This window comes from Streptomyces sp. NPDC006512, from assembly GCF_040611935.1.
Classification (GTDB): Bacteria; Actinomycetota; Actinomycetes; order Streptomycetales; family Streptomycetaceae; genus Streptomyces.
Genome location: NZ_JBEXPG010000053.1, coordinates 14,647 through 38,165, shown reverse-complemented (window position 1 = coordinate 38,165; position 23,519 = coordinate 14,647). Strand labels below are relative to the sequence as shown.

The 23,519-nt window shown below is 72.7% G+C and carries 17 protein-coding genes; 10 read left to right on the top strand and 7 right to left on the bottom strand.

Annotated features, from left to right (window positions below; translation table 11 throughout):
* Positions 1-140: 140 nt before the first annotated feature.
* Positions 141-560 (bottom strand): DUF4307 domain-containing protein, encoded by a 420-nt coding sequence (locus ABZZ17_RS30015; RefSeq protein ID WP_356880570.1) that lies wholly within the window; start codon positions 558-560, stop codon positions 141-143.
* 107 nt (positions 561-667) lie between these two features.
* On the opposite strand from ABZZ17_RS30015, the gene mca reads away from it, so the two are divergent.
* Complete coding sequence (mca, locus tag ABZZ17_RS30010) at positions 668-1,549, top strand: mycothiol conjugate amidase Mca (RefSeq protein WP_356880568.1); 882 nt, start codon at positions 668-670, stop codon at positions 1,547-1,549.
* A 2-nt stretch (positions 1,550-1,551) separates the two neighbouring features.
* Entirely contained in the window at positions 1,552-1,791 is a 240-nt protein-coding gene (locus tag ABZZ17_RS30005) for a hypothetical protein (protein WP_356880566.1), read from the top strand.
* Positions 1,792-2,046: 255 nt separating this feature from the next.
* On the opposite strand, the gene ABZZ17_RS30000 is transcribed toward ABZZ17_RS30005, so the two are convergent.
* On the bottom strand, positions 2,047-5,637 hold the full coding sequence (locus tag ABZZ17_RS30000; protein ID WP_356880564.1) for a tetratricopeptide repeat protein: 3,591 nt from the start codon (positions 5,635-5,637) through the stop codon (positions 2,047-2,049).
* Positions 5,638-5,938: 301 nt separating this feature from the next.
* On the opposite strand from ABZZ17_RS30000, the gene ABZZ17_RS29995 reads away from it, so the two are divergent.
* From ABZZ17_RS29995 to ABZZ17_RS29975, 5 genes are all read left to right on the top strand, one after another.
* On the top strand, positions 5,939-7,993 hold the full coding sequence (locus tag ABZZ17_RS29995) for a thioredoxin domain-containing protein (protein ID WP_356880562.1): 2,055 nt from the start codon (positions 5,939-5,941) through the stop codon (positions 7,991-7,993).
* A 239-nt stretch (positions 7,994-8,232) separates the two neighbouring features.
* Positions 8,233-9,513, top strand: coding sequence for a glycosyltransferase (locus ABZZ17_RS29990; protein ID WP_356880560.1), 1,281 nt, complete (start codon positions 8,233-8,235; stop codon positions 9,511-9,513).
* Positions 9,514-9,659: 146 nt separating this feature from the next.
* Positions 9,660-11,243 carry a phospholipid carrier-dependent glycosyltransferase gene (locus ABZZ17_RS29985; RefSeq protein WP_356880616.1) on the top strand — a complete coding sequence of 528 codons (1,584 nt, stop codon included), beginning with the start codon at positions 9,660-9,662 and terminating at the stop codon, positions 11,241-11,243.
* Positions 11,244-11,249: 6 nt separating this feature from the next.
* The gene (locus ABZZ17_RS29980) at positions 11,250-12,449 is read left to right on the top strand and encodes a glycosyltransferase family 2 protein (RefSeq protein ID WP_356880558.1); all 1,200 of its coding nucleotides are present in this window, start codon (positions 11,250-11,252) and stop codon (positions 12,447-12,449) included.
* Between the two features lie 23 nt (positions 12,450-12,472).
* Positions 12,473-14,890, top strand: coding sequence for a galactose oxidase-like domain-containing protein (locus tag ABZZ17_RS29975; protein WP_356880556.1), 2,418 nt, complete (start codon positions 12,473-12,475; stop codon positions 14,888-14,890).
* A 56-nt stretch (positions 14,891-14,946) separates the two neighbouring features.
* Here ABZZ17_RS29975 and ABZZ17_RS29970 read toward each other — a convergent pair whose 3' ends face one another.
* Positions 14,947-15,693, bottom strand: coding sequence for a hemolysin III family protein (locus ABZZ17_RS29970; RefSeq protein ID WP_356880554.1), 747 nt, complete (start codon positions 15,691-15,693; stop codon positions 14,947-14,949).
* A 219-nt stretch (positions 15,694-15,912) separates the two neighbouring features.
* Between ABZZ17_RS29970 and ABZZ17_RS29965 the strand changes: the two genes are divergently transcribed.
* The gene (locus ABZZ17_RS29965) at positions 15,913-17,745 is read left to right on the top strand and encodes a phosphoenolpyruvate carboxykinase (GTP) (RefSeq protein ID WP_356880552.1); all 1,833 of its coding nucleotides are present in this window, start codon (positions 15,913-15,915) and stop codon (positions 17,743-17,745) included.
* 89 nt (positions 17,746-17,834) lie between these two features.
* Here ABZZ17_RS29965 and ABZZ17_RS29960 read toward each other — a convergent pair whose 3' ends face one another.
* The 4 genes from ABZZ17_RS29960 to ABZZ17_RS29945 are packed head-to-tail and all read right to left on the bottom strand — an operon-like array spanning position 17,835 to position 22,354.
* Positions 17,835-18,440, bottom strand: coding sequence for a hypothetical protein (locus tag ABZZ17_RS29960; protein ID WP_356880550.1), 606 nt, complete (start codon positions 18,438-18,440; stop codon positions 17,835-17,837).
* A complete protein-coding gene (locus tag ABZZ17_RS29955) occupies positions 18,427-20,073 on the bottom strand; it encodes a VWA domain-containing protein (protein ID WP_356880548.1) in 1,647 nt (548 codons plus the stop codon). The genes ABZZ17_RS29960 and ABZZ17_RS29955 overlap by 14 nt, the downstream gene beginning before the upstream one ends.
* Complete coding sequence (locus ABZZ17_RS29950; protein WP_356880546.1) at positions 20,070-21,257, bottom strand: toxic anion resistance protein; 1,188 nt, start codon at positions 21,255-21,257, stop codon at positions 20,070-20,072. Before ABZZ17_RS29950 ends, ABZZ17_RS29955 begins: the two co-directional genes overlap by 4 nt.
* Positions 21,254-22,354, bottom strand: coding sequence for a hypothetical protein (locus ABZZ17_RS29945; protein WP_356880544.1), 1,101 nt, complete (start codon positions 22,352-22,354; stop codon positions 21,254-21,256). Before ABZZ17_RS29945 ends, ABZZ17_RS29950 begins: the two co-directional genes overlap by 4 nt.
* Before the next feature lie 137 nt (positions 22,355-22,491).
* Between ABZZ17_RS29945 and ABZZ17_RS29940 the strand changes: the two genes are divergently transcribed.
* Together ABZZ17_RS29940 and ABZZ17_RS29935 are read left to right on the top strand one after the other, a co-directional pair.
* On the top strand, positions 22,492-22,926 hold the full coding sequence (locus tag ABZZ17_RS29940; protein WP_356880542.1) for a hypothetical protein: 435 nt from the start codon (positions 22,492-22,494) through the stop codon (positions 22,924-22,926).
* A 109-nt stretch (positions 22,927-23,035) separates the two neighbouring features.
* Positions 23,036-23,503: a nuclear transport factor 2 family protein gene (locus tag ABZZ17_RS29935; RefSeq protein WP_356880540.1), complete on the top strand. Its 468-nt coding sequence runs from the start codon at positions 23,036-23,038 to the stop codon at positions 23,501-23,503.
* Positions 23,504-23,519 lie beyond the last annotated feature (16 nt).

Below are 23,519 nucleotides of genomic sequence, written 5' to 3'. Positions count from 1 at the left end.
CATTGCGCTCCGGACGGACGCCGTCCCCGACCACGCCGCTCCCGCCACGGGAGTGCTCGCACCGCTCGGCGCGGGACGTCGTCACCCCCAGGATATCGGCGCCCCCGCCCGGGCGCGGCGCCGAAGGCGCGGTCCCCGGATCAGCCGGCGGACGGCCCCGAGGCGGCCTGGCAGCCGACCAGCTCGACCGTCGTCGCGCGCCCGGTGGTCTTCAGGGTGACGAGCTCGTCCACCCGCGTGTCGCGCTGCCCGAAGGTGAAGTCCGCACGGCCGACCTCGCCGTGCTGCTCGTCCTGGGAACTGAGGGTGCAGACACCGGTCACCGAGGACTCCTTGCGGACCTCCAGGTGCACCTTGACCTCGGAGTCCGACACGATCTGGAACTTGATCACCTCGGCGCTCACGCTCTGCCCGCCGACGTAGTCCCAGCCGATCCACCCGACCACGGCCAGCAGCCCCACGCCGAGCACCGATCCGACCACCTTGAGCTTGCGGTCCGAACGCTCGTCCTCGGACCGGCCGTACCGGCCCGAGGGGACCCCTTCGCGCACCGCGCTCATGATCGTTCCTCTCGGCGGGGAGGGGTGGGTCACCCCTGGAATTTTCAGTGCCCCCGTTCGGTCACTATAGGAGTCGTCCCGCGCGCCGAATCACAGAGGATCCCGCCTTGACCGAGCAGCTTCGACTGATGGCCGTCCACGCCCACCCCGACGACGAGTCGAGCAAGGGCGCGGCCACCATGGCCAAGTACGTGTCCGAGGGGGTGCCCGTCCTCGTCGTGACCTGCACCGGCGGTGAGCGCGGCTCCGTGCTGAACCCCAAGCTCCAGGGCGACAAGTACATCGAGGAGAACATCCACGAGGTCCGCGCCAAGGAGATGGACGAGGCCCGCGAGATCCTCGGCATCGAGCAGGAGTGGCTCGGCTACGTCGACTCCGGCCTGCCCGAGGGCGACCCGCTGCCGCCGCTGCCCGAGGGCTGCTTCGCCCTCGCGGACGTGGAGGAGGCGGCGGGCGAGCTGGTGAAGAAGATCCGCGCCTTCAAGCCGCAGGTCATCACGACCTACGACGAGAACGGCGGCTACCCGCACCCCGACCACATCATGACCCACAAGATCACGATGGTGGCCTTCGACGGCGCGGCCGACACCGAGAAGTTCCCCGAGGCCGAGTACGGCCCCGCCTACCAGCCGCAGAAGCTCTACTACAACCAGGGCTTCAACAAGCCGCGCACCGTCGCCCTCCACGAGGCGCTCCTCGCGCGCGGCCTGGAGTCGCCGTACGGGGAGTGGCTGGAGCGCTGGAAGGAGTTCGAGCGCACCGAGCGCACGCTGACCACGCACGTGCCCTGCGCCGACTTCTTCGAGATCCGCGACAAGGCGCTCATCGCGCACGCCACGCAGATCGACCCGGACGGCGGCTGGTTCCGCGTCCCGATGGAGATCCAGAAGGAGGTCTGGCCGACGGAGGAGTACGAGCTGGCGAAGTCGCTCGTCGACACCTCCCTCCCCGAGTCCGACCTCTTCGCGGGCATCCGGGAGAATGCGTAGCTATGAGCGCTACGCAGTCAGCCCTGACCCAGCTCCTCCCCCTGGCCGGCGACACCTTCGACAAGAACAAGGTGACCCCCGGAATCCTGGGCTTCATCGTCTTCGCGGCCCTCGCCCTCGGCGTGTGGTTCCTGATGAAGTCGATGAGCCGGCACATGGGCCGGGTCAACTTCCAGGAGGCCCCGGCGCCGGGCGCGGCGCCCACGCCGAAGGACCCGTCCACCCCGGACCGCACCAGCTGACACCCCCCGTGTGAACGCCGCCCCGCGGAGCCCGGGCAGGCCCGTCCCCGGACGGGCCTGACGGCCGGGGCGGCCGTTCCGGACGGGGCATGACACCGGGGCTGTCCCGCACGGGCCCTGACCGCCGGGGCGGCGCCCCGCCGGTGAGCCCGAGCGAGGGCGGGGGCCGCGCCCCCTGGGCCTGCGGGAGGGCCGGCGTGCACGCCGTGGGCGGCCGTACCGCCGGCCCGCCGAGTACGCGGTACGGCCCGCCGGTCACGCCGGGAGCGGCGGTACCGGCACCCCCATGACCTCCCGGGAGCGGAGGTTCGGGACCATCCCCAGCCGCCACGCCTGCCAGCCCTCCGCCGGGTCCACGCCCCGGCCCAGGATCACCCCGTACGTCTCCAGGCAGTCCTCCAGCCGGCCGTCGCGCAGCGGATGCGGGGCCGCCACCAGCCGGCCCACCTCCGCGCGCGCCTCGTCCGCGCCCGCCCCACCCGTGCCCGCCGCGCCCGCGTACGGCAGCAGCGTGCACCGCAGGAAACGGGCCCAGTCCTCGCCGCGCAGGTCCCCGTACGAGGCGAACAGGCCCGCCGCCTCCTCGCACAGCCCCAGCGCCTGCGCGGTCCGCGCGTTGCCCGCGTCGACCACCGCCAGCTCCAGGCAGGTCCACGCCTCGCCGTGCGCGAGCCCGATCCGCCGGAAATCCGCCCGCGCGTCCACCAGCAGCTGACGGGCGAAACCCGAGTTCTTCAGGTTCCCCGTCTGCGCCGCCCGCTGGTCACGCGTGACCCGGCCCGAATGGTGCCGGGCGTACGCCAGCCCGTACACGTCCCGCATCCGGGAGAACATGGTCCGCGCCCGCTCCAGCTCCCGCACCGCCCGGTCCCGCTCACCGCCCTCCTCCAGCGCCTGCCCGAGGTAGTACAGCGTCCACGCCTCCCCCCGCGTGTCCTCCGCCAGCCGGTGACGCGCCAGCGCGTCCCGCAGCCGCTCCTGCGCCGGCCCCGGATCCCCGTCCACCACCCGGGCCCGGCCCAGCTGCGTCAGCGCCCACGCCCGGCCCCGGTCGTCCCGCGTACGCCCGTACAGCTCCAGTGCCCGGCCCAGCTCCGCCTCCGCCCGCGGCACGTCCCCGAGCCGCAGGTACACCTGACCCAGCTGGAAGTGCGCCCACGCCTCCCCGTGCACGCTCTCGTTCTCCCGGTGCAGTTCCGACGACCGCTCCAGCAGCGCCAGCGCCTCCGCCAGGTGCGCCCGGTCGCGCTCCACCGCCGCCAGCGCGTGCAGCCCCCACGCCCGGTCACCCGCCAGCTCCGGCGCCTCCTGCAGCGCCAGCGCCTCCCGGATGCGGGCCGCCGCCTCGGGCAGGTTCCCCTGGTGGTGCAGCGTGATGCCCAGCGACACCAGGGCCATCCCCGCCCCCGCCTCCTGCCGCGCCTCCTTGTACTGGTCGACCAGGGAGCTCAGCGACGTACGCGCCTTGTCCAGCTCGCCCAGCTGACGCGCCGCGATGCCCGTGCGCCACTGCACCGAACGCGCGAGCCGCCCCTGGTCGGCCGGCGCCGGCTCCTCGGCCCCGGCCGGCCGGGCCCGGCCCACCGCCCGCGTCAGCTCGTCGATCTCACCCAGCCGGTACAGGTCCCCGCGCAGCAGACAGAAATCGCACAGCGCCCCCAACAGGTCCAGGACCGCCTGCTGGTCCACCCCCTCCGCGTGCCGCAGGGCCGCCGTGATGAAGCTGGACTCCTCGTCCAGCCAGCGCAGCGCCGCGTCGAGGGACGCGAAACCGTGCCCCCCGAAGTGGTTCGCCCGCGTGGACATCTTCCCGTCGACCATCCGGATCACCGCGTCCGCGAGCTGCGCGTAGTCGCGGACCAGCCGCTCCTGCGCCGCCGCGACCTCCCCCCGCTCCTCCTCGGCCGCCAGCCGCGCCGCCGCGTACGCGCGCACCGCGTCGTGCATCCGGTACCGCTCCCCGCGCACGAGGTCCAGCAGCCCCGCATGCGCCAGCTCCCGCAGCAGCCGCCCCGCCTCCGCCCGGTCCGCGCCCGTCAGCGCCGCCGCCGCGGCCGCGCCCAGCGAGGCCCGCCCGGCCAGCGGCAGCCGCCGCAGCAGCCGGCGCCGCTCCTCGGGCAGCCGTACGTACGCCAGGTCCAGGGCGTGCTCCAGCGAACCGTCCCCGCTGTCGGTCGCCCGCGCCGCCCCGAGCGGAGCCAGCACGCGCAGCGCCAGCGGCAGCCCCGCCCCCAGCTCCAGCAGCCCCGCCTCCGCCGCCGGCCCCGGCGCGGCCTCGCCCGCCGCCCGCGCCCCGGACCGCAGCATCTCGGCCGCCTCCGGCCCCGCCAGCCGCACCACCGGCAACTGGTGCACCCACGCCGCCAGGTCCCCGGGCAGCTCCAGCGGCTCCCGCGCCGTGACCAGCACCAGGCTCTCGGAACGCTCCGGCACGAGCGTGCGCACCTGCGCCGCGTCCACCGCGTCGTCCAGCACCACCGTCACCGGCAGCCCCCGCAGGTGCTGGTGGTACAGCTCGCCGAGCCGGCGGACCTGCTGCTCCGCCGAGGCCCCTTCGCGGAACAGCAGCTGCTCGCGCGGGGCGCCGAGCCGGTTCAGCAGGTGCAGCAGCGCCTCCCGGGTGGGCAGCGGGGCCTCCGAGGGCGCCGACCCGCCCCGCAGGTCCACCAGGCAGGCCCCCCGGAACTGGTCCCGCAGCGCGTGCGCCGCCCGCAGGGCCAGGGCTGTCCGGCCGGATCCGGGCTCGCCGTGCAGCACCACGACCACCGGCCGGGTCTCGGTGCTGGCCCGCGCCGCCTGCACCCACTGCGCGATCCGGGTCAGCTCCGTGCGCCGGCCCGTGAACAGGGCGCCCGAGTCCGGGAGCTGCCCGAACGACTGCTCCAGCATCCCGCGCCGCCGCGCCTCCGCGCTCCGGTCCGTCCCGCGCAGCGGAGCGGCCCCGCCGGCGGGCTGCTTCCCGAGTCCCGTCCGCCCGGGTCCGGCCCCGGCGGGTGCGGCCCCGCCGGGTGCGGTTCCACCGGGTCCGGCCGCGTCACGCCCCGCCCCACCGCGCCCGACTCCGGCCCCGGCGGGGGAGGTTCCGCCCGCCCCGGCCGCCGCCCCAGGTCCGGTTCCGGCGGAACCGCCCGGGCCGAGCCCGTTCCCGTTACCGCTCCCGCTCCCGCCCGCCGTCCGGGTACCGGCACCGGCCCCGGCACCGGCCCCGGCACCGGCCCCGAGCCCGTTGCCGTTCCCGCCCGGGTCTCCGGCACCGGCGCCCACCCCGCCGTCGGCCCCGGCTCCGGCGCGCGGGGGGATCCGTACCGCCGTCGCCAGGGCGCGCTGGTGCTCCAGGAAGGGACGTATGCCGCGCACCTCCAGCGCCGACAGCCATTGCAGACGCAGCTGTTCGGGGCCGCCCGGGCGGCCCGCGGCCCCGGCCCGCCGGTTCGCGGCCGGGACGTGCACCGCGGTCACCTTCGCCACGGTCGTGGCCGCCCCCGCGACGCCCACGACGAGTCCGGCCCCGAGCGCCGTCCCGGAGGGAACGCCGAGGGCCAGGTCCGCGCCCGCCGCCGCGACCGCGGCGACCGCCGTCACGAGCAGGGCCGTCGAGGTGCTCCCGCTCCGGAAGGCCTCTCCGAGGGTCCGCTGCCCGGCCGCGGCCTCGTCCAGCGCCCGGACGTACGCCGCGTACTCCTCGCCCGCCACGGCCGCGAGCCCGTCCAGGGCCTCCAGCCCGCGCCGCAGCAGCGCCTCCCGGTCGGCGGCGGAAACGGGCGAGCCCGCCACGCCGCGCCGGGCCTCCTCGTCGACGGCCCGGGCCAGCAGACCCTCGGCCTCGACACGATGGCTGTCCCGCATCGGCATCCTCCTCGCAGAGCTCCGCAAACGTGCGCCAAGTGTCCTGCGGGACGGTCGGGAGCGCGAGTGAATCTGAGCTAGTTCAGAGGGAGTTGACGCCGGGGCGATCACATCGGACCCGTTCGCACCCGGCTTCGGTCTTCACCCGCCCCGTGATCGAGCCGGGGCGGAAGGGGGGCCGGAGCCGGGACCGCTCCCGTGGGGTGCCGGTGTGGAAATGGGCCGATCGGATCAAGGTCGCACCGGCGGCCCGACGGCCCCGTAACGAGGCACGGACCGAGCGGTGCGGCAGGATGGGCCCATGCCGAACCGCCTCGCGAACGAGACCTCGCCGTACCTGCTCCAGCACGCCGGCAACCCCGTGGACTGGTGGCCGTGGTCGCCGGAGGCCTTTGCGGAGGCGCGGGAGCGGGGCGTTCCCGTGTTCCTGAGCGTCGGGTATTCGAGCTGCCACTGGTGTCATGTTCTCGCCACCGAAAGCTTCGAGGACGAGCTGACCGCCGCGTACATGAACGAGCACTTCGTGAACGTCAAGGTCGACCGCGAAGAGCGCCCCGACATCGACGCCGTCTACATGGAGGCCGTGCAGGCCGCGACCGGGCAGGGCGGCTGGCCCATGTCCGTGTTCCTCACCGCCGACGCCGAACCCTTCTACTTCGGCACCTACTTCCCGCCCGAGCCCCGCCACGGGATGCCCTCCTTCATGCAGGTGCTCGAAGGGGTGCGGACCGCGTGGGTCGGGCGGCCCGAGGAGGTCGCCGAGGTCGCGCAGCGGATCGTACGGGACCTGGCCGGCCGTCAGCTGGACTACGGGAAGGCCGGCACGCCCGGTCCCGAGGAGCTCGCGCACGCCCTGCTCGGCCTGACCCGCGACTACGACGCCGCGCGCGGCGGGTTCGGGGGCGCGCCGAAGTTCCCGCCGTCGATGGTGCTGGAGTTCCTGCTGCGCCACCACGCCCGTACGGGTTCCGAGGGCGCCCTGCAGATGGCCGCCGACACCTGCGAGGCCATGGCCCGGGGCGGCATCTACGACCAGCTCGGCGGCGGGTTCGCGCGGTACTCCGTGGACCGCGAGTGGGTCGTGCCCCATTTCGAGAAGATGCTGTACGACAACGCGCTGCTCTGCCGGGTCTACGCGCACCTGTGGCGGGCCACCGGGTCCGATCTCGCCCGGCGGGTCGCGTTGGAGACCGCCGACTTCATGGTCCGCGAACTGCGCACCGACCAGGGCGGTTTCGCCTCCGCCCTCGACGCCGACAGCGAGGACCCGGTCAGCGGCGAGCACGTCGAGGGGGCGTACTACGCGTGGACGCCCGCGCAGCTGGCCGAGGTGCTCGGCGCGGAGGACGGGGCGCTGGCGCAGGCGTACTTCGGGGTGACCGAGGAGGGCACCTTCGAGCACGGGACGTCGGTCCTCCAGCTGCCGCAGGAGGGCCCGGCCCTGGACGCCGAGCGGCTCGCCGGGATCAAGGAGCGGCTGCTGGCCGCCCGCGCCGGCCGGCCCGCGCCCGGGCGGGACGACAAGGTCGTGGCCGCCTGGAACGGTCTCGCGGTCGCCGCGCTCGCCGAGTGCGGGGCGTACTTCGAGCGCCCGGACCTGGTCGAGCGGGCCACCGAGGCCGCGGACCTGCTCGTACGGGTCCACATGGACGGCAAGGCCCGCCTGGCCCGCACCAGCCGGGACGGGCGGGTCGGTCCGAACGCCGGGGTGCTGGAGGACTACGGGGACGTCGCCGAGGGCTTCCTGGCGCTGGCCGCCGTGACGGGCGAGGGGGTGTGGCTGGAATTCGCCGGCTTCCTCGTCGACCTGGTCATGGCCCGGTTCACCGCCGAGGACGGTTCGCTGTACGACACCGCGCACGACGCCGAGCAGCTCATCCGGCGGCCGCAGGATCCCACCGACACGGCGGCGCCGTCCGGCTGGACGGCCGCCGCCGGGGCGCTGCTGTCGTACGCCGCGCACACCGGTTCGGAGCCCCACCGCACGGCGGCCGAGCGGGCGCTCGGGGTGGTGCACGCGCTCGGGCCGCGCGCCCCGCGCTTCATCGGGCACGGTCTGGCGGTCGCCGAGGCGCTCGTCGACGGGCCGCGCGAGGTGGCCGTCGTGGGTCATCCGGAGGATCCGGCGCGGGCCGCGCTGCACCGGACGGCGTTGCTGGGGACGGCTCCCGGGGCGGTGGTGGCGGTCGGTCCGCCGCGCGCGGCGGACGGCAGCGGAGGCGAGTTCCCCCTTCTGGCCGAGCGCACACTGGTGCACGACCTTCCGACGGCGTACGTGTGCCGCCACTTCGTCTGCGCGCGGCCTACGACCGAACCGGTCGAGCTGGCCGAGCAGTTGGGCACGGTTCGTCCCTGAAGTACCCGGAGTACCGTCAATTCCGGTTGGCATACATCAACTCGGAAACGTGGTTTTTATCTGGGCAGTGCCTCCGCTTCATCTTCCCTGCCTAATCTCATGGCTTCGGGAGAAACCGAGACCGCGCACTGGGGGGTGCGCGACAGGGGGAAGCGGAGGCGGTGGGCCGGGGGGCCCGCGCGTCGCCTCCGGGGGTTCCGATCGCCGCCTGGGGTTGCGGCATGTCTGTGGGGGACAGTTTGTACACGTCTGTGTTCATTTCTGCCATTTCACTGGCGCTCTTCTGGATGGCCGCGTTCACCCTGTGGTGGCAGATGCACGCGTGGCGCACGCCGGAAACGCTGGCCTCTACGCGCTTCGACCGGCCCGACGGCGGCGGCCGGCTGGCGTTCTCGCTGCTGCTGCCGGCCCGTCACGAACAGGCCGTCCTGGAACACACCATCGACCGGCTGCTCGAATCGGGCCACGCCGACTACGAGATCATCGTGATCGTCGGCCACGACGACCCGGAGACGGCGGCGGTCGCCGAGCGGGCCGCGGCCGGGGCGCCGGGCCGCGTGCGCGTCGTCGTCGACCACCACGAGACGAAGAACAAGCCGAAGGCCCTCAACACCGCCCTGCCGCACTGCCGGGGCGACGTCGTCGGCGTCTTCGACGCCGAGGACCAGGTCCATCCGGAGCTGCTCTCGCACGTGGACCACGCCTTCCGGGCCACCGGGGCGGACGTGGTCCAGGGCGGGGTCCAGCTCATCAACTTCCACTCCAGCTGGTACAGCCTGCGCAACTGCCTGGAGTACTTCTTCTGGTTCCGTTCCCGGCTGCACCTGCACGCCGAGAAGGGCTTCATACCGCTCGGCGGCAACACGGTCTTCGTGCGGACCGAGGTGCTGCGCGAGGCGGGGGGCTGGGACCAGAACTGCCTCGCCGAGGACTGCGACCTGGGCGTGCGGCTGTCCTCGGTCGGCAAGAAGGTCGTCGTCGCGTACGACTCCGACATGGTCACCCGGGAGGAGACCCCGGGCTCGCTGATGAGCCTGCTCAAGCAGCGGACCCGCTGGAACCAGGGCTTCCTCCAGGTGTACCGGAAGAAGGACTGGCAGCAGCTGCCCGGGCGCGGGCAGCGCTGGCTGGCCCGCTACACGCTGATGACGCCGTTCATGCAGGCGGCTTCCGGGGTGATCATCCCGGTGAACTTCGCCGTGGCGGTCCTGCTCGACGTACCGGTCGGGGTCGCCATCATCACCTTCCTCCCCATGATCACGGCGATGGTGACCTTCGTGTTCGAGATCGTCGGCCTGCACGACTTCGGCCGTCAGTACGGCCTGCGCGTGCGGTTCGTGCACTACCTCAAGCTCGTCGTCGGCGGCCCGTTCTACCAGGTGATGCTGGCCGGCGCCGCGATCCGCGCGGTATGGCGCGAGCAGCGCGGCCGCAACGAGTGGGAACTGACCAGCCACACCGGCGCCCACCTCACCGGGGCGACGGCTTCCACCGCGATCCGAGAGGACAGCCACCAGTGACCGCCACCCTGCCCACGGCCACTGATCCCCAGCCCGGCGCGGCCGGCACCGCGCCCGCGCCCGGAACCGCCACCGCCACGACCGCCGCCACCACCGCGACCGCCGCCGCCCCGCCGCGCGTCCCCGCCCAGCGCAGCCGCGGCGGCCTGGGAGTCCGGCCGCCCGCCCCGGCCCGCCCGCTCGTCCGCTTCCGCTCCTCGCGGCCCGATCTGCTGCTCTGCGGGACCCTGCTGCTGGCGATCGTCCTCGTCCAGGGCTGGAACATCACCAACTTCCCGACCCTGAGCGACGACGAGGGCACGTACCTCGCCCAGGCGTGGGCCGTCCAGCAGGGCGAGGGCCTCGCGCACTACACGTACTGGTACGACCACCCGCCGCTGGGCTGGATCCAGGTCGCGGGACTGACCTACCTGCCGTCCCTCTTCGTCCCCGGGTCGATGACCGTCGCGCCGATGCGGTTCTCGATGCTCGCCGTCTCCGCGGCGAGCTCCGTGCTGATCTACGTCCTCGCCCGCCGCCTGTGGCTGCCGCGCTGGGCGGCCGGACTGGCGATGGGGCTGTTCGGGCTGTCCCCGCTCTCCGTGGTGCTCCAGCGGGAGATCTTCCTCGACAACCTCGCCGTCCTGTGGATGCTGCTGGCCTTCTGCCTCGCCGCGTCCCCCAGCCGCCACCTGTGGCACCACTTCGGGTCGGGACTGGCGGCCGCCACCGCAGTCCTGACCAAGGAGACGATGCTGGTGGTGCTCCCGGCGCTGCTGGTGACGATGTGGCGTCACAGCCACCGCGACACCCGCAAGTTCGCCGTCACCGGAGCGGTCACCGCCTGCGCCCTGATAGGGCTCTCGTACCCGCTGTTCGCCCTCCTCAACGGCGAGCTGCTGCCCGGCGCCGGGCACGTCTCCCTGATCGACGGCATCACCTACCAGATGGGCCGCCCCGGCTCCGGCTTCATCCTCGACCCCGGTTCCGGTTCGCACGGCGTCTTCCGGTCCTGGCTCTACTACGACACCGTCCTGCCGCTCGGCGGACTGGCCGGCGCGGTCCTGCTGCTGGTCACCACCCGCTGGTCGGTCACCGCCCGCGCGCTGGCCGGCCCCGCCCTGGCCGCCGTGATCCTCGCGGCCGTCGCGATGCGGCCCTCGGGCTACCTGCCCGCGATGTACGTGATCCAGGCCCTGCCGTTCCTCGCCCTGGTCCTCGCCGCCGCCGCGGCCAGCGTCACCCACGCCGTCCTGCGCCGCCGCCGCGCACCGGGCGAGCGGCGGGCACGGGTGTACGCGCGCCGGGCGCTGGTCGGCGTACTCGCCGCGGCCGCGGCGCTCTACGTCCTGCCGCGCTGGTACGAGGGCAACCGCACCGCGCTGACCGTCGACGCCAACGCCCCCTACCGGCAGGCCGCCGCCTGGCTCGGCAGCGAGGTCGCCGACCCGGCGAACACCCGCGTCCTCGTCGACGACGCGCTCTGGCTCGACGCTGTTCACCACGGATTTGAACCCGGACCGGGCGCCATCTGGTTCTACAAGGCGGACCTCGACCCGGCCGTCACCAAGACCCTGCCGCGCGGCTGGCGGGACATCGACTACGTCGTCTCCTCGCCGACCGTGCGTCGTGACGCCACGGACCTGCCCACCGTGAAGGCTGCACTGGAGCACTCGACCGCGGTGGCCGTCTTCGGTACGGGCGAGGACCGCATCGAGATCCGTCGCACCGACCGCGAGAGTGGGAGCTGAACCACCATGAGCGAGGACCTGTGGCCCCCGCACGCCCTGGACGCCCCGCACGTTCCGGATGACGCGGAGGCCCCGGCCCCACGGGCGTGCGGGACCGGCAGCGTCACCCTGATCATCCCGACGTTCAACGAGTCCGGGAACGTCGCGGAACTCCTGAGACGACTCACGGCCTCCCTGCCCGCCCGTCCGCCCTGCGAGGTGCTGTTCGTCGACGACTCCACCGACGACACCCCCGCCGTCATCGAGAAGGCCGCCGCCGGCTGTCCCTTCCCCGTCACCGTCCTGCACCGCGAGCGCCCGGACGGCGGCCTCGGCGGAGCCGTCGTCGAAGGGATCCAACGGTCCGGCTCGGACTGGATCGTCGTCATGGACGCCGACCTCCAGCACCCGCCGCACCTGGTCCCCGAACTCGTCGGCGAGGGCACCCGCACCGGCGCCGACCTCGTCGTCGCCTCCCGCTACATCAGCGGCGGCAGCCGGGCCGGGCTCGCCGGCGGCTACCGCGTCGCCGTGTCCCGGGGCGCGACGTGGCTGGCCAAGGGCCTCTTCCCGCGCGCCCTGCACGGGATCAGCGACCCCATGAGCGGCTTCTTCGCGATGCGCCGCACGGCCGTGACCGCCGACGCCCTGCGCCCCCTCGGCTACAAGATCCTGCTGGAGCTCGCCGTCCGCTGCCGCCCGGCACGGACCGCCGAGGTGCCCTTCGTGTTCCAGGACCGGTACGCGGGGGAGTCCAAGTCCACCGCCCGCGAGGGCCTGCGGTTCCTCACGCACCTGGCCGCCCTGCGCTCGGCGGCCCCGCTCGCCCGGATGATCGGCTTCGGTCTGATCGGGCTCTCCGGGTTCGTCCCCAACCTGCTCGCGCTGTGGCTGCTGACCCACGCCGGGATGCACTACCTCCCGGCCGAGATCGTCGCCAACCAGGCCGGGGTCCTGTGGAACTTCCTCCTCATCGAACAGCTCCTCTTCCGCGACCGCCGCCACCGCCACTGGGCCGACCGGCTCGGCCGCTTCGCGCTCCTCGCCAACGCCGACCTGCTGCTGCGCATCCCGCTGATCGCGCTCTTCGTCGGACGGCTCGGCCTGGACGTCCTGCCCGCCACCGCCCTGGCCCTCGTCACCACCTTCGTCCTGCGCTTCGCCGCCACCGAAGCGCTCGTCTACCTGCCGCGCGGCTCCCGCGCGGCGACCGTCACCAGGAGCTGAGCCGCACCGAAAGGACACCCCTCATGCGAAGGAAGATCCGCCGGAGGGCAGGGCGCCGGGCCGCCCTGCTCGCCGTCGGGGCGATGACCGCGGGCCTGCTGCTCACCGCACCGCAGCAGGCCACGGCCGGACCGCCCAACCTGCTCAGCAATCCCGGGTTCGAGACGGCCGGCGCGGCCGGCTCCGACATGCCGTCCTGCTGGTCCAAATCGGGCTGGGGCGACAACGACTTCACCTTCGCCACCGTCGCCGACGCGCACACCGGCACCAAGGCGATGAAGGTCTCCCTCACCCGCCGCGTGGACGGCGACCGCAAGGCGCTGGTCACCGAGAACACCACCTGCGCCCCCACCGTCGTGCCGGGCCGCCAGTACGACCTGTCCGCCTGGTACAAGTCGAACACCCCGGACGTGTCGGTGACCGTCTTCCGGCACGACACCACCGCCGGCTGGCAGTACTGGACCGACCTGCAGAATCCGCCGGTCAGCGCCGCGTGGGCGCGCACGGAGGTCCGTACGCCCGCCGTCCCGCCGAACACCGACAAGATCGCGTGGGGGCTGTCCGTGTACGGGGTGGGCTCCCTGACCACCGACGACTACGCGCTGGAGGAGGTCGGCGCCGTCCCGCCCCAGCCGGCCTGTACGGGGACGGCCGAGCAGTGCGCGAAGGGCGCGTGGGAGGTGATACCGGCGCAGAACCCGGTGCGTTCGATGCACGCCGTCGTCCTGAAGAACGGCAAGGTGCTGCTGATCGCGGGCTCCGGCAACGACATCGCCCAGTTCAACGCGGGGACCTTCACCTCCGCCGTGTACGACCCGGTGGCCGGCACCTTCAAGACCGTCCCGACGCCCGTGGACATGTTCTGCTCCGGGCACGTGCAGCTGTCGGACGGCCGGGTGCTCGTGATGAGCGGCAACAAGGGATACCCCTCCGCGGACGGCACGGTCGGCTACCAGGGCCTGAAGGACAGTTACGTCTTCGACCCGGCGACCGAGCAGTACACGAAGACCAACGACATGAACGGCGGCCACTGGTACCCGTCCGCCACCGTCCTCGGCAACGGTGACGTCATCTCCTTCGGCGGCCTCAAGGAGGACTCCACGGGCAACGTCACCGCGGAGAAGTTCTCGGCCGCGCAGCACAAGTGGCTGCCGATGAACCAGGTCAACCAGACCTGGTCGTACTGGGGCCTGTACCCGTCGATGATCCTCATGCAGGACGGCCGGCTCTTCTACTCGGGCAGCCACACCTTCGGCAACGGCACCCCCGGCACCGGCGCCTCCGTCTACGACTACGACGCCAACACCATCACCGACGTGCCCGGCCTGCGCAACAAGGACCAGCGCGACGAGTCGGCGAGCGTCCTGCTGCCCCCCGCCCAGGACCAGCGGGTCCTCACCGTCGGCGGCGGCAACAACGAGACCAACCCGGCCGCCAACCGGCTCACCGACATCATCGACCTCAAGCAGCCCGCTCCCGCCTACACCGCGGGCCCCGACCTCCCGCAGGGCCTCGTCGACACCGGCGCGGGCAAGCGCCCGCAGACCGGAGCCGAAGGCAAGATGTACGTGTCCGCCGTACTGCTGCCCGACGGGAAGGTGCTGGAGACCGGCGGCGGCCTCCACGACCGGGCCGACCCGGTCTTCGAGGCCTCCTTCTTCGACCCCACGAACAACACCTACCAGGCGGGCCTGGCCGCCGACCCGATCCCGCGCACGTACCACTCGGGCGCGTTCCTGCTGCCCGACGGCCGCGTCATGTCCGTCGGCGACAACCCCGGCAACGGCACGTACAACCACGCCGTCTCGGTCTACACCCCGCCCTACCTCTTCAAGGGGCCGCGCCCGCGGCTCACTTCGGTGATCGACACGCAGTGGGTGTACGGGGACACGCAGCGGATCACCGTCGACCGGCCCATCGCCAAGGCGGAACTGATCCGCCCGGCCGCGGTCACCCACTCCTCCGACCCGAACCAGCGGTTCGTGGACCTGCCCATGACCGTGGTCAACGGCACCACCGTCGACCTCAACGTCACCAGCAACCCCAACCTGGCGCCGCCCGGCTGGTACATGCTCTTCGGCGTCGACGCGGCCGGCGTCCCCTCGGTGGCGACCTGGGTCCACCTGGGCGGCGCCCCGGCGCTCGCGGCCCGCGGGGAACAGCCCGCCGCGCACGAGCACACCTTCGCGAACGAGCTCGGCGCCCCGAAGAAGAACCCCGCCCGGCGGGACTCGGTGCCCGTCGCGCCGAGCGTGGCCGGCTGCGACCGGCACTACGGAACGGCCAGTGTGTGCGTACCGACCCGGTTCCCGGCGGAGGTGAAACCGACGACGAAGGCCCGCTGCGAGTGGCTGGCCTCCCACCGGTACCCGAAACGCATGAAGGTCAACGGCAGCGACCCGCTGCGCCTCGACCAGGACGGGGACGGTCACACCTGCTGAACGGCTCCGGCCCCCGGCGTGCTGCCGGGGGCCGGAGTCGTACGCGCCGTCGGGCGTCAGTGCTGGTAGGCGGCCAGGGAGATGCCGACGTAGTGGGCGACGAAGGCGGCCAGGGTCAGCGAGTGGAAGACCTCGTGGAAGCCGAAGAAGCGCGGGGAGGGGTTGGGGCGCTTCATGCCGTAGATGACGCCGCCGACGCTGTAGAGCAGCCCGCCCACGATCACCAGGACGAGGACGGCGATGCCGCCGGTGCGCATGAAGTCCGGGAGGAAGAAGACGGCGGCCCAGCCCATGGCGATGTAGCAGGGGGTGTAGAGCCAGCGCGGGGCGCCGACCCAGAAGACGCGGAAGGCGATGCCGGCCGCGGCCGCGATCCACACCGCCCACAGCAGGGTCCGCCCGGTGGACGGGGGCAGCAGCAGGACGGTGAGCGGGGTGTAGGTGCCCGCGATGATCAGGAAGATGTTGGCGTGGTCGAGGCGGCGCAGGATGGCCTCGCCGCGCGGGCCCCAGGTGCCGCGGTGGTAGACGGCGCTGACGCCGAAGAGCAGGCAGGCCGTGAGGATGTACACCCCGCAGGCGACGCGCGCCTCGGTCGTGTCGGTGAAGGCCATCAGTACGAGGCCCGCGACGATCACGGCGGGGAACATGCCCAGGTGGAGCCAGCCGCGCAGCAGCGGCTTGGCTTCCAGGGCGGACTCGACGGCCTCCGCGGCCTGGGCGACCGGGGAGGCCGTCGAGTCCGGGGCGGCCTTGACGGCCGGAGCGGGCTCGGCGGCCGGGACGGCGGCGTCAGAAGTCATGGCCAACATGCTACCTACGGGTCCGTAGGTTTCCGTCAGTCCTCTTTACGGAAGATTGACGGACGTGGCGATGCTCACGTGAGAGGCCCCCTGGACATATGGGCACATGCACCGGATGATCAGATGAGTGCGGTCGGCACCGGATGAGCGGAGCGCGAAGCGTCCGGGTCGCAGCCCCCACGGGGCAACACCAAACAAACCCCTCAACAAGGAGCAATCGTGGCGCGCGACAACGCGGCTCCCACTTCCATCCCGACGACTCACCAGGAACTGATCTCCTGGGTGGACGAGATCGCCGCCCTGACCCAGCCGGACCGCGTCGTCTGGTGCGACGGGTCCGAGGCCGAGTACGAGCGCCTGTGCGAGGAGCTCGTCACCAAGGGCACGTTCACGAAGCTCGACGAGACCAAGCGCCCGAACTCGTACTACGCCGCCTCCGACCCCTCCGACGTCGCGCGCGTCGAGGACCGGACCTTCATCTGCTCCGAGAAGGAGGAGGACGCGGGCCCGACCAACCACTGGAAGGCCCCGGCGGAGATGAAGGACATCTTCGCGGGCGAACAGGGCATCTTCCGCGGCTCCATGAAGGGCCGCACGATGTACGTCGTCCCCTTCTGCATGGGCCCCCTCGGCTCCGAGCTCTCCGCGATCGGCGTCGAGATCACCGACTCCGCCTACGTCGCCGTCGCCATGCGCACCATGACCCGCATGGGCAAGGCCGTCCTCGACGAACTCGGCACCGACGGCTTCTTCGTCAAGGCCGTCCACACCCTCGGCGCTCCGCTCGCCGAGGGCCAGGAAGACGTGCCGTGGCCCTGCAACACCACCAAGTACATCTCGCACTTCCCCGAGACCCGCGAGATCTGGTCCTACGGCTCCGGCTACGGCGGCAACGCCCTCCTCGGCAAGAAGTGCTACGCCCTGCGCATCGCGTCCGTCATGGCCCGCGACGAGGGCTGGCTCGCCGAGCACATGCTGATCCTCAAGCTCACCCCGCCGCAGGGCGAGGCCGCCGGCCCGAAGTACATCGCCGCCGCCTTCCCCTCCGCCTGCGGCAAGACGAACCTCGCCATGCTGGAGCCCACGATCCCCGGCTGGACCGTCGAGACCGTCGGTGACGACATCGCCTGGATGCGCTTCGGCGAGGACGGCCGCCTCTACGCGATCAACCCCGAGGCCGGCTTCTTCGGCGTCGCCCCCGGCACCGGCGAGCACACCAACGCCAACGCCATGAAGACGATGTACGCCAACACCGTCTTCACCAACGTCGCGCTCACCGACGACGGCGACGTGTGGTGGGAGGGCATGACCGAGGAGTCGCCCGCCCACCTCACCGACTGGAAGGGCGACGACTGGACCCCGGAGTCCCCGACCCCGGCGGCCCACCCCAACGCCCGCTTCGCCGTCCCGGCCTCCCAGTGCCCGACGATCGCCCCCGAGTGGGAGGACCCCAAGGGCGTCCCGATCTCCGCGATCCTCTTCGGCGGCCGCCGCGCCTCCGCCGTCCCGCTGGTCACCGAGTCCTTCGACTGGAACCACGGCGTCTTCATCGGCTCGAACATCGCCTCCGAGAAGACCGCCGCCGCCGAGGGCAAGGTCGGCGAACTGCGCCGCGACCCCTTCGCCATGCTGCCGTTCTGCGGCTACAACATGGGCGACTACATGGCCCACTGGGTGAAGGTCGCCGCCGACAAGGACCAGGCCAAGCTCCCGAAGATCTACTACGTGAACTGGTTCCGCAAGAACGACGCGGGCAAGTTCGTGTGGCCCGGCTTCGGCGAGAACAGCCGCGTCCTGAAGTGGATCGTCGGCCGCCTCGAAGGCACCGCCGAAGGCGTCGAGACCCCCATCGGCATCCTGCCGACCAAGGACTCCCTCGACCTCGACGGCCTGGACCTGCCGGCCGCCGACCTCGACTTCCTCCTCACCGTCGACAAGGAGGTCTGGCGCGAGGAGGCCGCCCTGGTCCCCGAGCACCTGAACACCTACGGCGACCACACCCCGAAGGAACTGTGGGACCAGTACCACGCGCTCGTCGAGCGCCTGGGCTGACCCGCCCGCCCCGCCACTGCCGGGGCCGACGAACGTGGGAGCCCCCGACCAAGCGGTTCCCACCGCTGCACACCGACCCGTCTGGTCTGTCAGGAGCGTCCGCGCTCTTCCAGATAGGTCGTGTGCGTCTGCTGACGGCGGGCCTCTGCTTCGCGGAGGTCCGCCGTCAGGCGTTCCGCCTCGTCGTACAGCACCGACACCTGCCGCTCCAGATGCCGTTCCGGCGGCTCGCCGCCCGCCGCCAGCCGCGTCCACCACCGCGTCCGGCTGTACGTGTCCACGCACTCCGGCACGTCCCCGCGGATCGCCCGCGACAGCGCGTGCACCGCCTCCGGATCACCCGCCAGCACGTCGGTCACCCACCCCGGCGCCAGCAGCGCCCCGTACAGCTCCGTCAGCTCGCCCAGCTTCGCCCCGGCCTCCGCCGGCAGCTCGACCTCCGCCAGGTACTCCCGCAGCCGCCCGAAGTCCTCCCGCAGCACCCCCAGCTGCTCGGCCGGATCCGGGACCGGCGGCAGCGGCACCCGCTCCGGCGGGGCGATCAGGGCCCCCGCCCCGTACAGCCCGGCGACCACCACCGGCCAGTACGCGCCGGCCGCCCCGGCCAGGGCGAGCCCCACCCCCAGCACCCCGCAGGCCGAACCGGCCAGGTTCTTCTTCGACTCCAGGTAGCCGAGGACCCTACTGGTAGCCACGGATCTCCTCGAAGGCGCCGTCGAGCGAGCCGTTCCCGTCGGTCGCGTCGAACAGCCGCCCGCCGGTCAGCTCCGTGATGTGGGTCAGTTCCTTGCGGTCCGAGTCGCCGAACAGCACCGCGAAGACCGGCGTGTGCCGCTGGCCTTCCGGAAGCCCGGCGTAGAAGGAGTCGAAGTCCTGCACCTTGTCCCCGCTCTGCCCGTCCGTCATCAGGACGATCGAGGTGAACGCGTCCGCGTTCCCCTGCCCCAGGTGCTGGTACGCGGCCTTCAGACTGCCGTACACGGCCGTGCCCCCCTCCGGCCGGAGGGACGCCACGTCACCGCGGATCGCCTCCAGGGAAGCCCCCGGACCACCCGGCTCGACGACGTGCGTCAACACCTTCTTCACCTTGTCACCGAAGGGCAGCAGCGTCACCTCCTCGCGGTCCCGGAATCTCTCCCCGGTTCCCGAACTCCCCGTCCCCGTAAGGTCGGTGAGCGCCGACTTCAGCCGCCCGATCCGGTCACCCTCCGCCATCGACCCCGAGGTGTCCAGTACGTACACCGTCCGCGACGGCCGCCGCAGCTCGTTCTCGTACGAGGCCAGCAGCCCGTCCGCGACCGCCCGCGAACCGGGGAAGGGCAGCTCCCGCCGCACCGAGGCGTCCAGCCCCGCCGCCGGAGCCACCCCGGCCGCCACCGGACGCCGGAACGTCCCCTCGGTGATCGCCTTCTGCGCCCCGGCACCCCGCAGGTACTCCGTCAGCGCCCGGCCCGACTCCCGCGCCCCCTCCGGGGCCGAGGTCAGCAGCGTCAGCGGATAGTGCGCCGTGACCACCCCGTCCTTCGGCCGGATCACCGTCAGCGGCTCCTTAGCCCGGTCGTTCATGGACATCAGCACCGACTCGTAGTTCACCAGCGCGTCCACGTCGTCGCGCTTCTGATAGGCCGTCACCAGCCAGCCCGAGGAACCCGACGTCAGCTTCTGCCCGTTGAAGAACCCCTTCAGCCGCGGCCGCGCCGCCCGCACGTTCTCCTCCGTCAGCGCCGCCTGCGCCCCCGACAGCCCGGAAGCCACCGACACCAGCGCGGAGAAACCGGAGTTGGAACGCACCGGATCCGTCATCCCGTACGTCAGCTTCCCTGCGGCCACCGCCTCCTCGACCGCCGACCAGGTCACCTCCTGCGGCTTCCACCCCAGCCGGGCCAGCGCCTGCGGCTTCACCCCGACCGCCACCGGCGAGGACATCACCGGCGTCTCGTTGGCGAGCTTCGCGGCCGCCTCCGGCCGCAGCCGCAGATAGTCGTTGGACGACAGCCAGATCGCGTCGTACCGCCCGTCCGCCTTACCCGACGCGACCTGCTCGACCGCGTCGAGGGTCCCCGACCAGGTGAACTCCACCGACACCCCGGTCGCGGCCTTCGCCGCCTTCAGCACCGGCTCCATGTCACCGAGCTCACTGGACGCCAGCACCCGCAGCCGGCCCTCCTTGTACTCCGTCCGCTGCGGCCCCCCGGACCCGCCCGGCCCCCCGGAGGAATCCCCGGAGGTACAGGCCGAGGCCCCCAGCAGGGCCGCCGCGAGCGCCACCGCCGCCGCCGCCCGTCCGCGCAGGCGCGCCGCGCGCAGGTGTCCCGCTCGGGGGCTCATCGTTCTCCGCCTTCCAGGGCGCTCGTCGTACGGGTACGGGACAGGTACGCCGACGCCGACCGCAGCTCCCCGGTCAGGGACTCCACCGTCGCGGCCATGTTCTCGGTCGCCTGCACCTTGAAGGAGTCGATCGCGTCGAGCGTCTTGTAGATCTGCGCGAAGGCCGTCCGCAGCGTCTCCGCCCCGACCGCCGGATCCGCCGCGATCCGCTGGATCTCCCCGCTCTGCGTCGCCAGCATCTCCGCGTTGCCCCGGATCAGGTCCTCGGTGGTCCCCCGCAGCGCGTTGACCTGCTCGGTGACCTGGCGCTGGTGGTCCAGCGCCGAAGCCAGCATCACCGCGATCCGCAGCGCCGAGACGGTCGTCGTCGCGGCCCGGTCCACGCCCTTGATCAGCTCGTCGTTGTTGCGCCGCACCACGTCCATCGCCAGATAACCCTGCGCGCACACCGCCAGCTGGGTCAGCAGGTCCTGGTGCTTCTGCCGCACCGGGAACAGCACGTCCGCCCGCAGCACGTCGGCCGCCTGCGGATCCGTGTGCCCGGCCTCGGCGATCCGCTGCTCGACGGCCGCGTCCAGGGCCTCGGTGAGCACCGCGTACTCCTGGAGCTTGCCCATCGTCTCCCAGAGCCGGGCCCGCTCCGTGTGCAGGGCCGCGTTGTCACGGCGCAGCTCGTCCTGGCCGCCGCGCAGCGCCCCGACGATCCGGTTGAGCGTCGCCTGCGAGGAGGCGTACCGGGCCACGTGGTCCCGCAGCCTGTTGCCGCCCGGCAGCCGCGACAGCAGCCGGCGGGCCCCCTTCGCGGGCGCGTCCCGCGGGTCGAGGTCCTCCACGGTGCGGCGCAGCTCCACCAAGGAAGACGCGACCCGGGCCTGGGCGTCGCCGCCGCCGTCCGAACCGAGCGAGCGCACGGCCCGCTCCAGCATCCGGTTCGACTGCTGCGCGGCGCTGCGGACGTCGGCGGAGCCGAGGCCGGCGATCTCCCCGATCCGCTGCGCGAACTCGGGGGAGCGGGCGTCGATCGCGGCGAGCGAACCGACGTACTCCCCGGCCCGGCGGGTCATCTCCTCGCGGACGCCGTCCTGCAACGGGACGAGACCGGCCGCCTGTTCCCGGCGGACGGGGGCGACGGGCCCGGGCGCGGTGAGGACGAGCGGGCCGTTCTCGGGCGGTGTCAGTGTCATGGCGTGTCCCCCTGGCCCTTGGCGCGGGCGGCCAGCGCCATCAGGACCTTGACGGTCGGTGCGCCGACCTGCCGGATGCCGGTCAGCCCCGGGTTGAGGTAGCCGGAGTGCGGCGCGGTCGCCGCGGTGAACTCGGCCACGCCCTCCTGCGGGCGGAAACCGTGGCGCACCGTCAGCCCGCGCAGCTTCGGGTCGGTGGCCAGGAGCGTGCCGAGCTCCCGGGCCCCCTCGCTGATCGGCACGAAGGTGTGCGGGGAGTTGACGGTGGTGTCCGGGTAGAGCACGACCATGTCGGCGGCTCCCCCCACCGCCTGCTTCTGCAGCAGCAGCGAGGCCACCTGCGATTCGTACGCCAGGATCAGCGGTTCGCCGCTGCCGCTGATGAACGCCCGGAAGGGGTCGTCGGTGCTCTGCTCCAGCGCGCCCTGTACGGAGATCAGCTTGCGCAGCAGCGGTGCGGTCCGGGCGATCCCCGCGTCGTCGGCGACCACACTGTTGCCGTTGGCGACGTTGGAGGTGGCGGCGATGAACAGGGCGCCGGAGTTCGAGGTGGCGGGGTCGGTGGTCTTGATGAACACCGTGCCGGTCAGCTCCGCGTGGGCGGCGGAACCGGGCAGCTGCTGCCAGGTCCGGTCCTCACCGGCGGCCTTCAGGTACGGGCCCATCAGGAGCGTGCCGGAGTTCTTCCCGGTCATCTTCGCGAGCCCGTTGTCGGCGAGCACCCGGGCCGCGTCGGCCCGGGCGATGACGACGAGCGGGGAGAAGAAGGGCCGGGTCGTCTGCGCGCCCTTGACCCCGGCCGCGGCCTCGATCTCCTGCGCGGGTTCACTGCTGCTGGGGAAGGCGAAGTCGAATTCCTTGAGGGCGAGTTGGTCCATCGCCCAGGAGCCCGAAGTCTCCGCCTTCACGGTGTAGCCCTTGTCGGCAAGGGCCTTGACGACGTCAGGGTCGCGGAAGAAGTCGGACTTCTCCGATCCGATGACGCCACGCACGGTCTTCGTTGCCGTGCCCTCTGCTTCGCGGCTCCCGATGACGATGACGGCGATCACGCCGCCGATCAGGAGGACCGCCAGAGCGATTCCCAGGATGCGTCTCACGGGTGCAGCGTGCTCGCGGAAACCCACATTCCGCGACGGGTTGAATGAACGTCGGGTGTCCAGGCGGTCCCACTTCGAAATGCTGTGTGGGCCCGTGGGTGCTGGTGGGCCGGGCGGGGCGGCGGGAGGATCGTCCCATGGGTGCGACGGCATTGAAGTGGCAGGGCTGGCTCGTCGGCCTGGTGGGGCTGGCCGGTCTGCTGGTGTTCGCCCCGCTGGGGCTGTACGTGTGGGCCAGCGGCGGGGACCGGGACCCCGCCGCGCCCCCGCCGGGCCCCGTGGTCCAGGACGTACGGGTCACCGCGTGCCGCGTCGATCCGGTGAGCCGGCGGGTGGTCGGCGTCGTCGAGGTGACGGGCCGCCCGGACGCCGGGCCGGGAAGCTACGTCGTCACGGTGGAGTTCCGCGACCGCGAGGAAGCCGGCGGCCGGGCGGCCCAGGCCCTGGTGAAGATCCCCGGCGTGGCCCCCGGCGCCACGGAACGCGGCGAAGCCCTCGGCCCGGTCTGGCCCCCGGCCACGGTCCCCTGGTGCGGAGTCGCGGCGGCGGAACCCGCCCCGGAGACCCGCTAGTCCTGCTGGTGCCGCTGGTCCGGCTGGTCCCGTGGGTCCCGTGGGGCCTTGTGACATATTCCGGTTGCCGTCCGGCCCCGGCCACGCTCCAGGCAGCAGGATCACGTGCATGGACAGCCAGACCTTGTACACGGAAATCCAGGCCCTGACCGACCGCGCCGAGATCGCCGACCTGTTCGACCGCTATCTCCGTTCCCTCGACGACCGCAAGTTCGACGGGTCGTGGGCGGCGGCGTACTTCACCGAGGACGCGAGCACCGAAACCCCCGCGGGACACGTGCGGGGACGCGAGGCCGTCCTCGACAACGTCCGCACCGCCCTGAGCCTCTTCGACCGGACCGTGCACTTCGGATCCAACTACGTCATCGAGGTGGACGGCGACCGCGCGACCCTGCGCGGCAACCAGCTCAGCACCCACGTACTCGCCGGCGACGGAGGGCTGTTCCTCTCCGGCGGCCGCACGGACAACGAACTGCTGCGCACCGGCGCCGGCTGGCGGCTCCACCGCGCGGACCTGACCATCACCTGGACGCAGGGCAACCCGCCGACCCTCCCGCCCGAACTCACCACTCCCTGACCCCGCCCCCGGCACA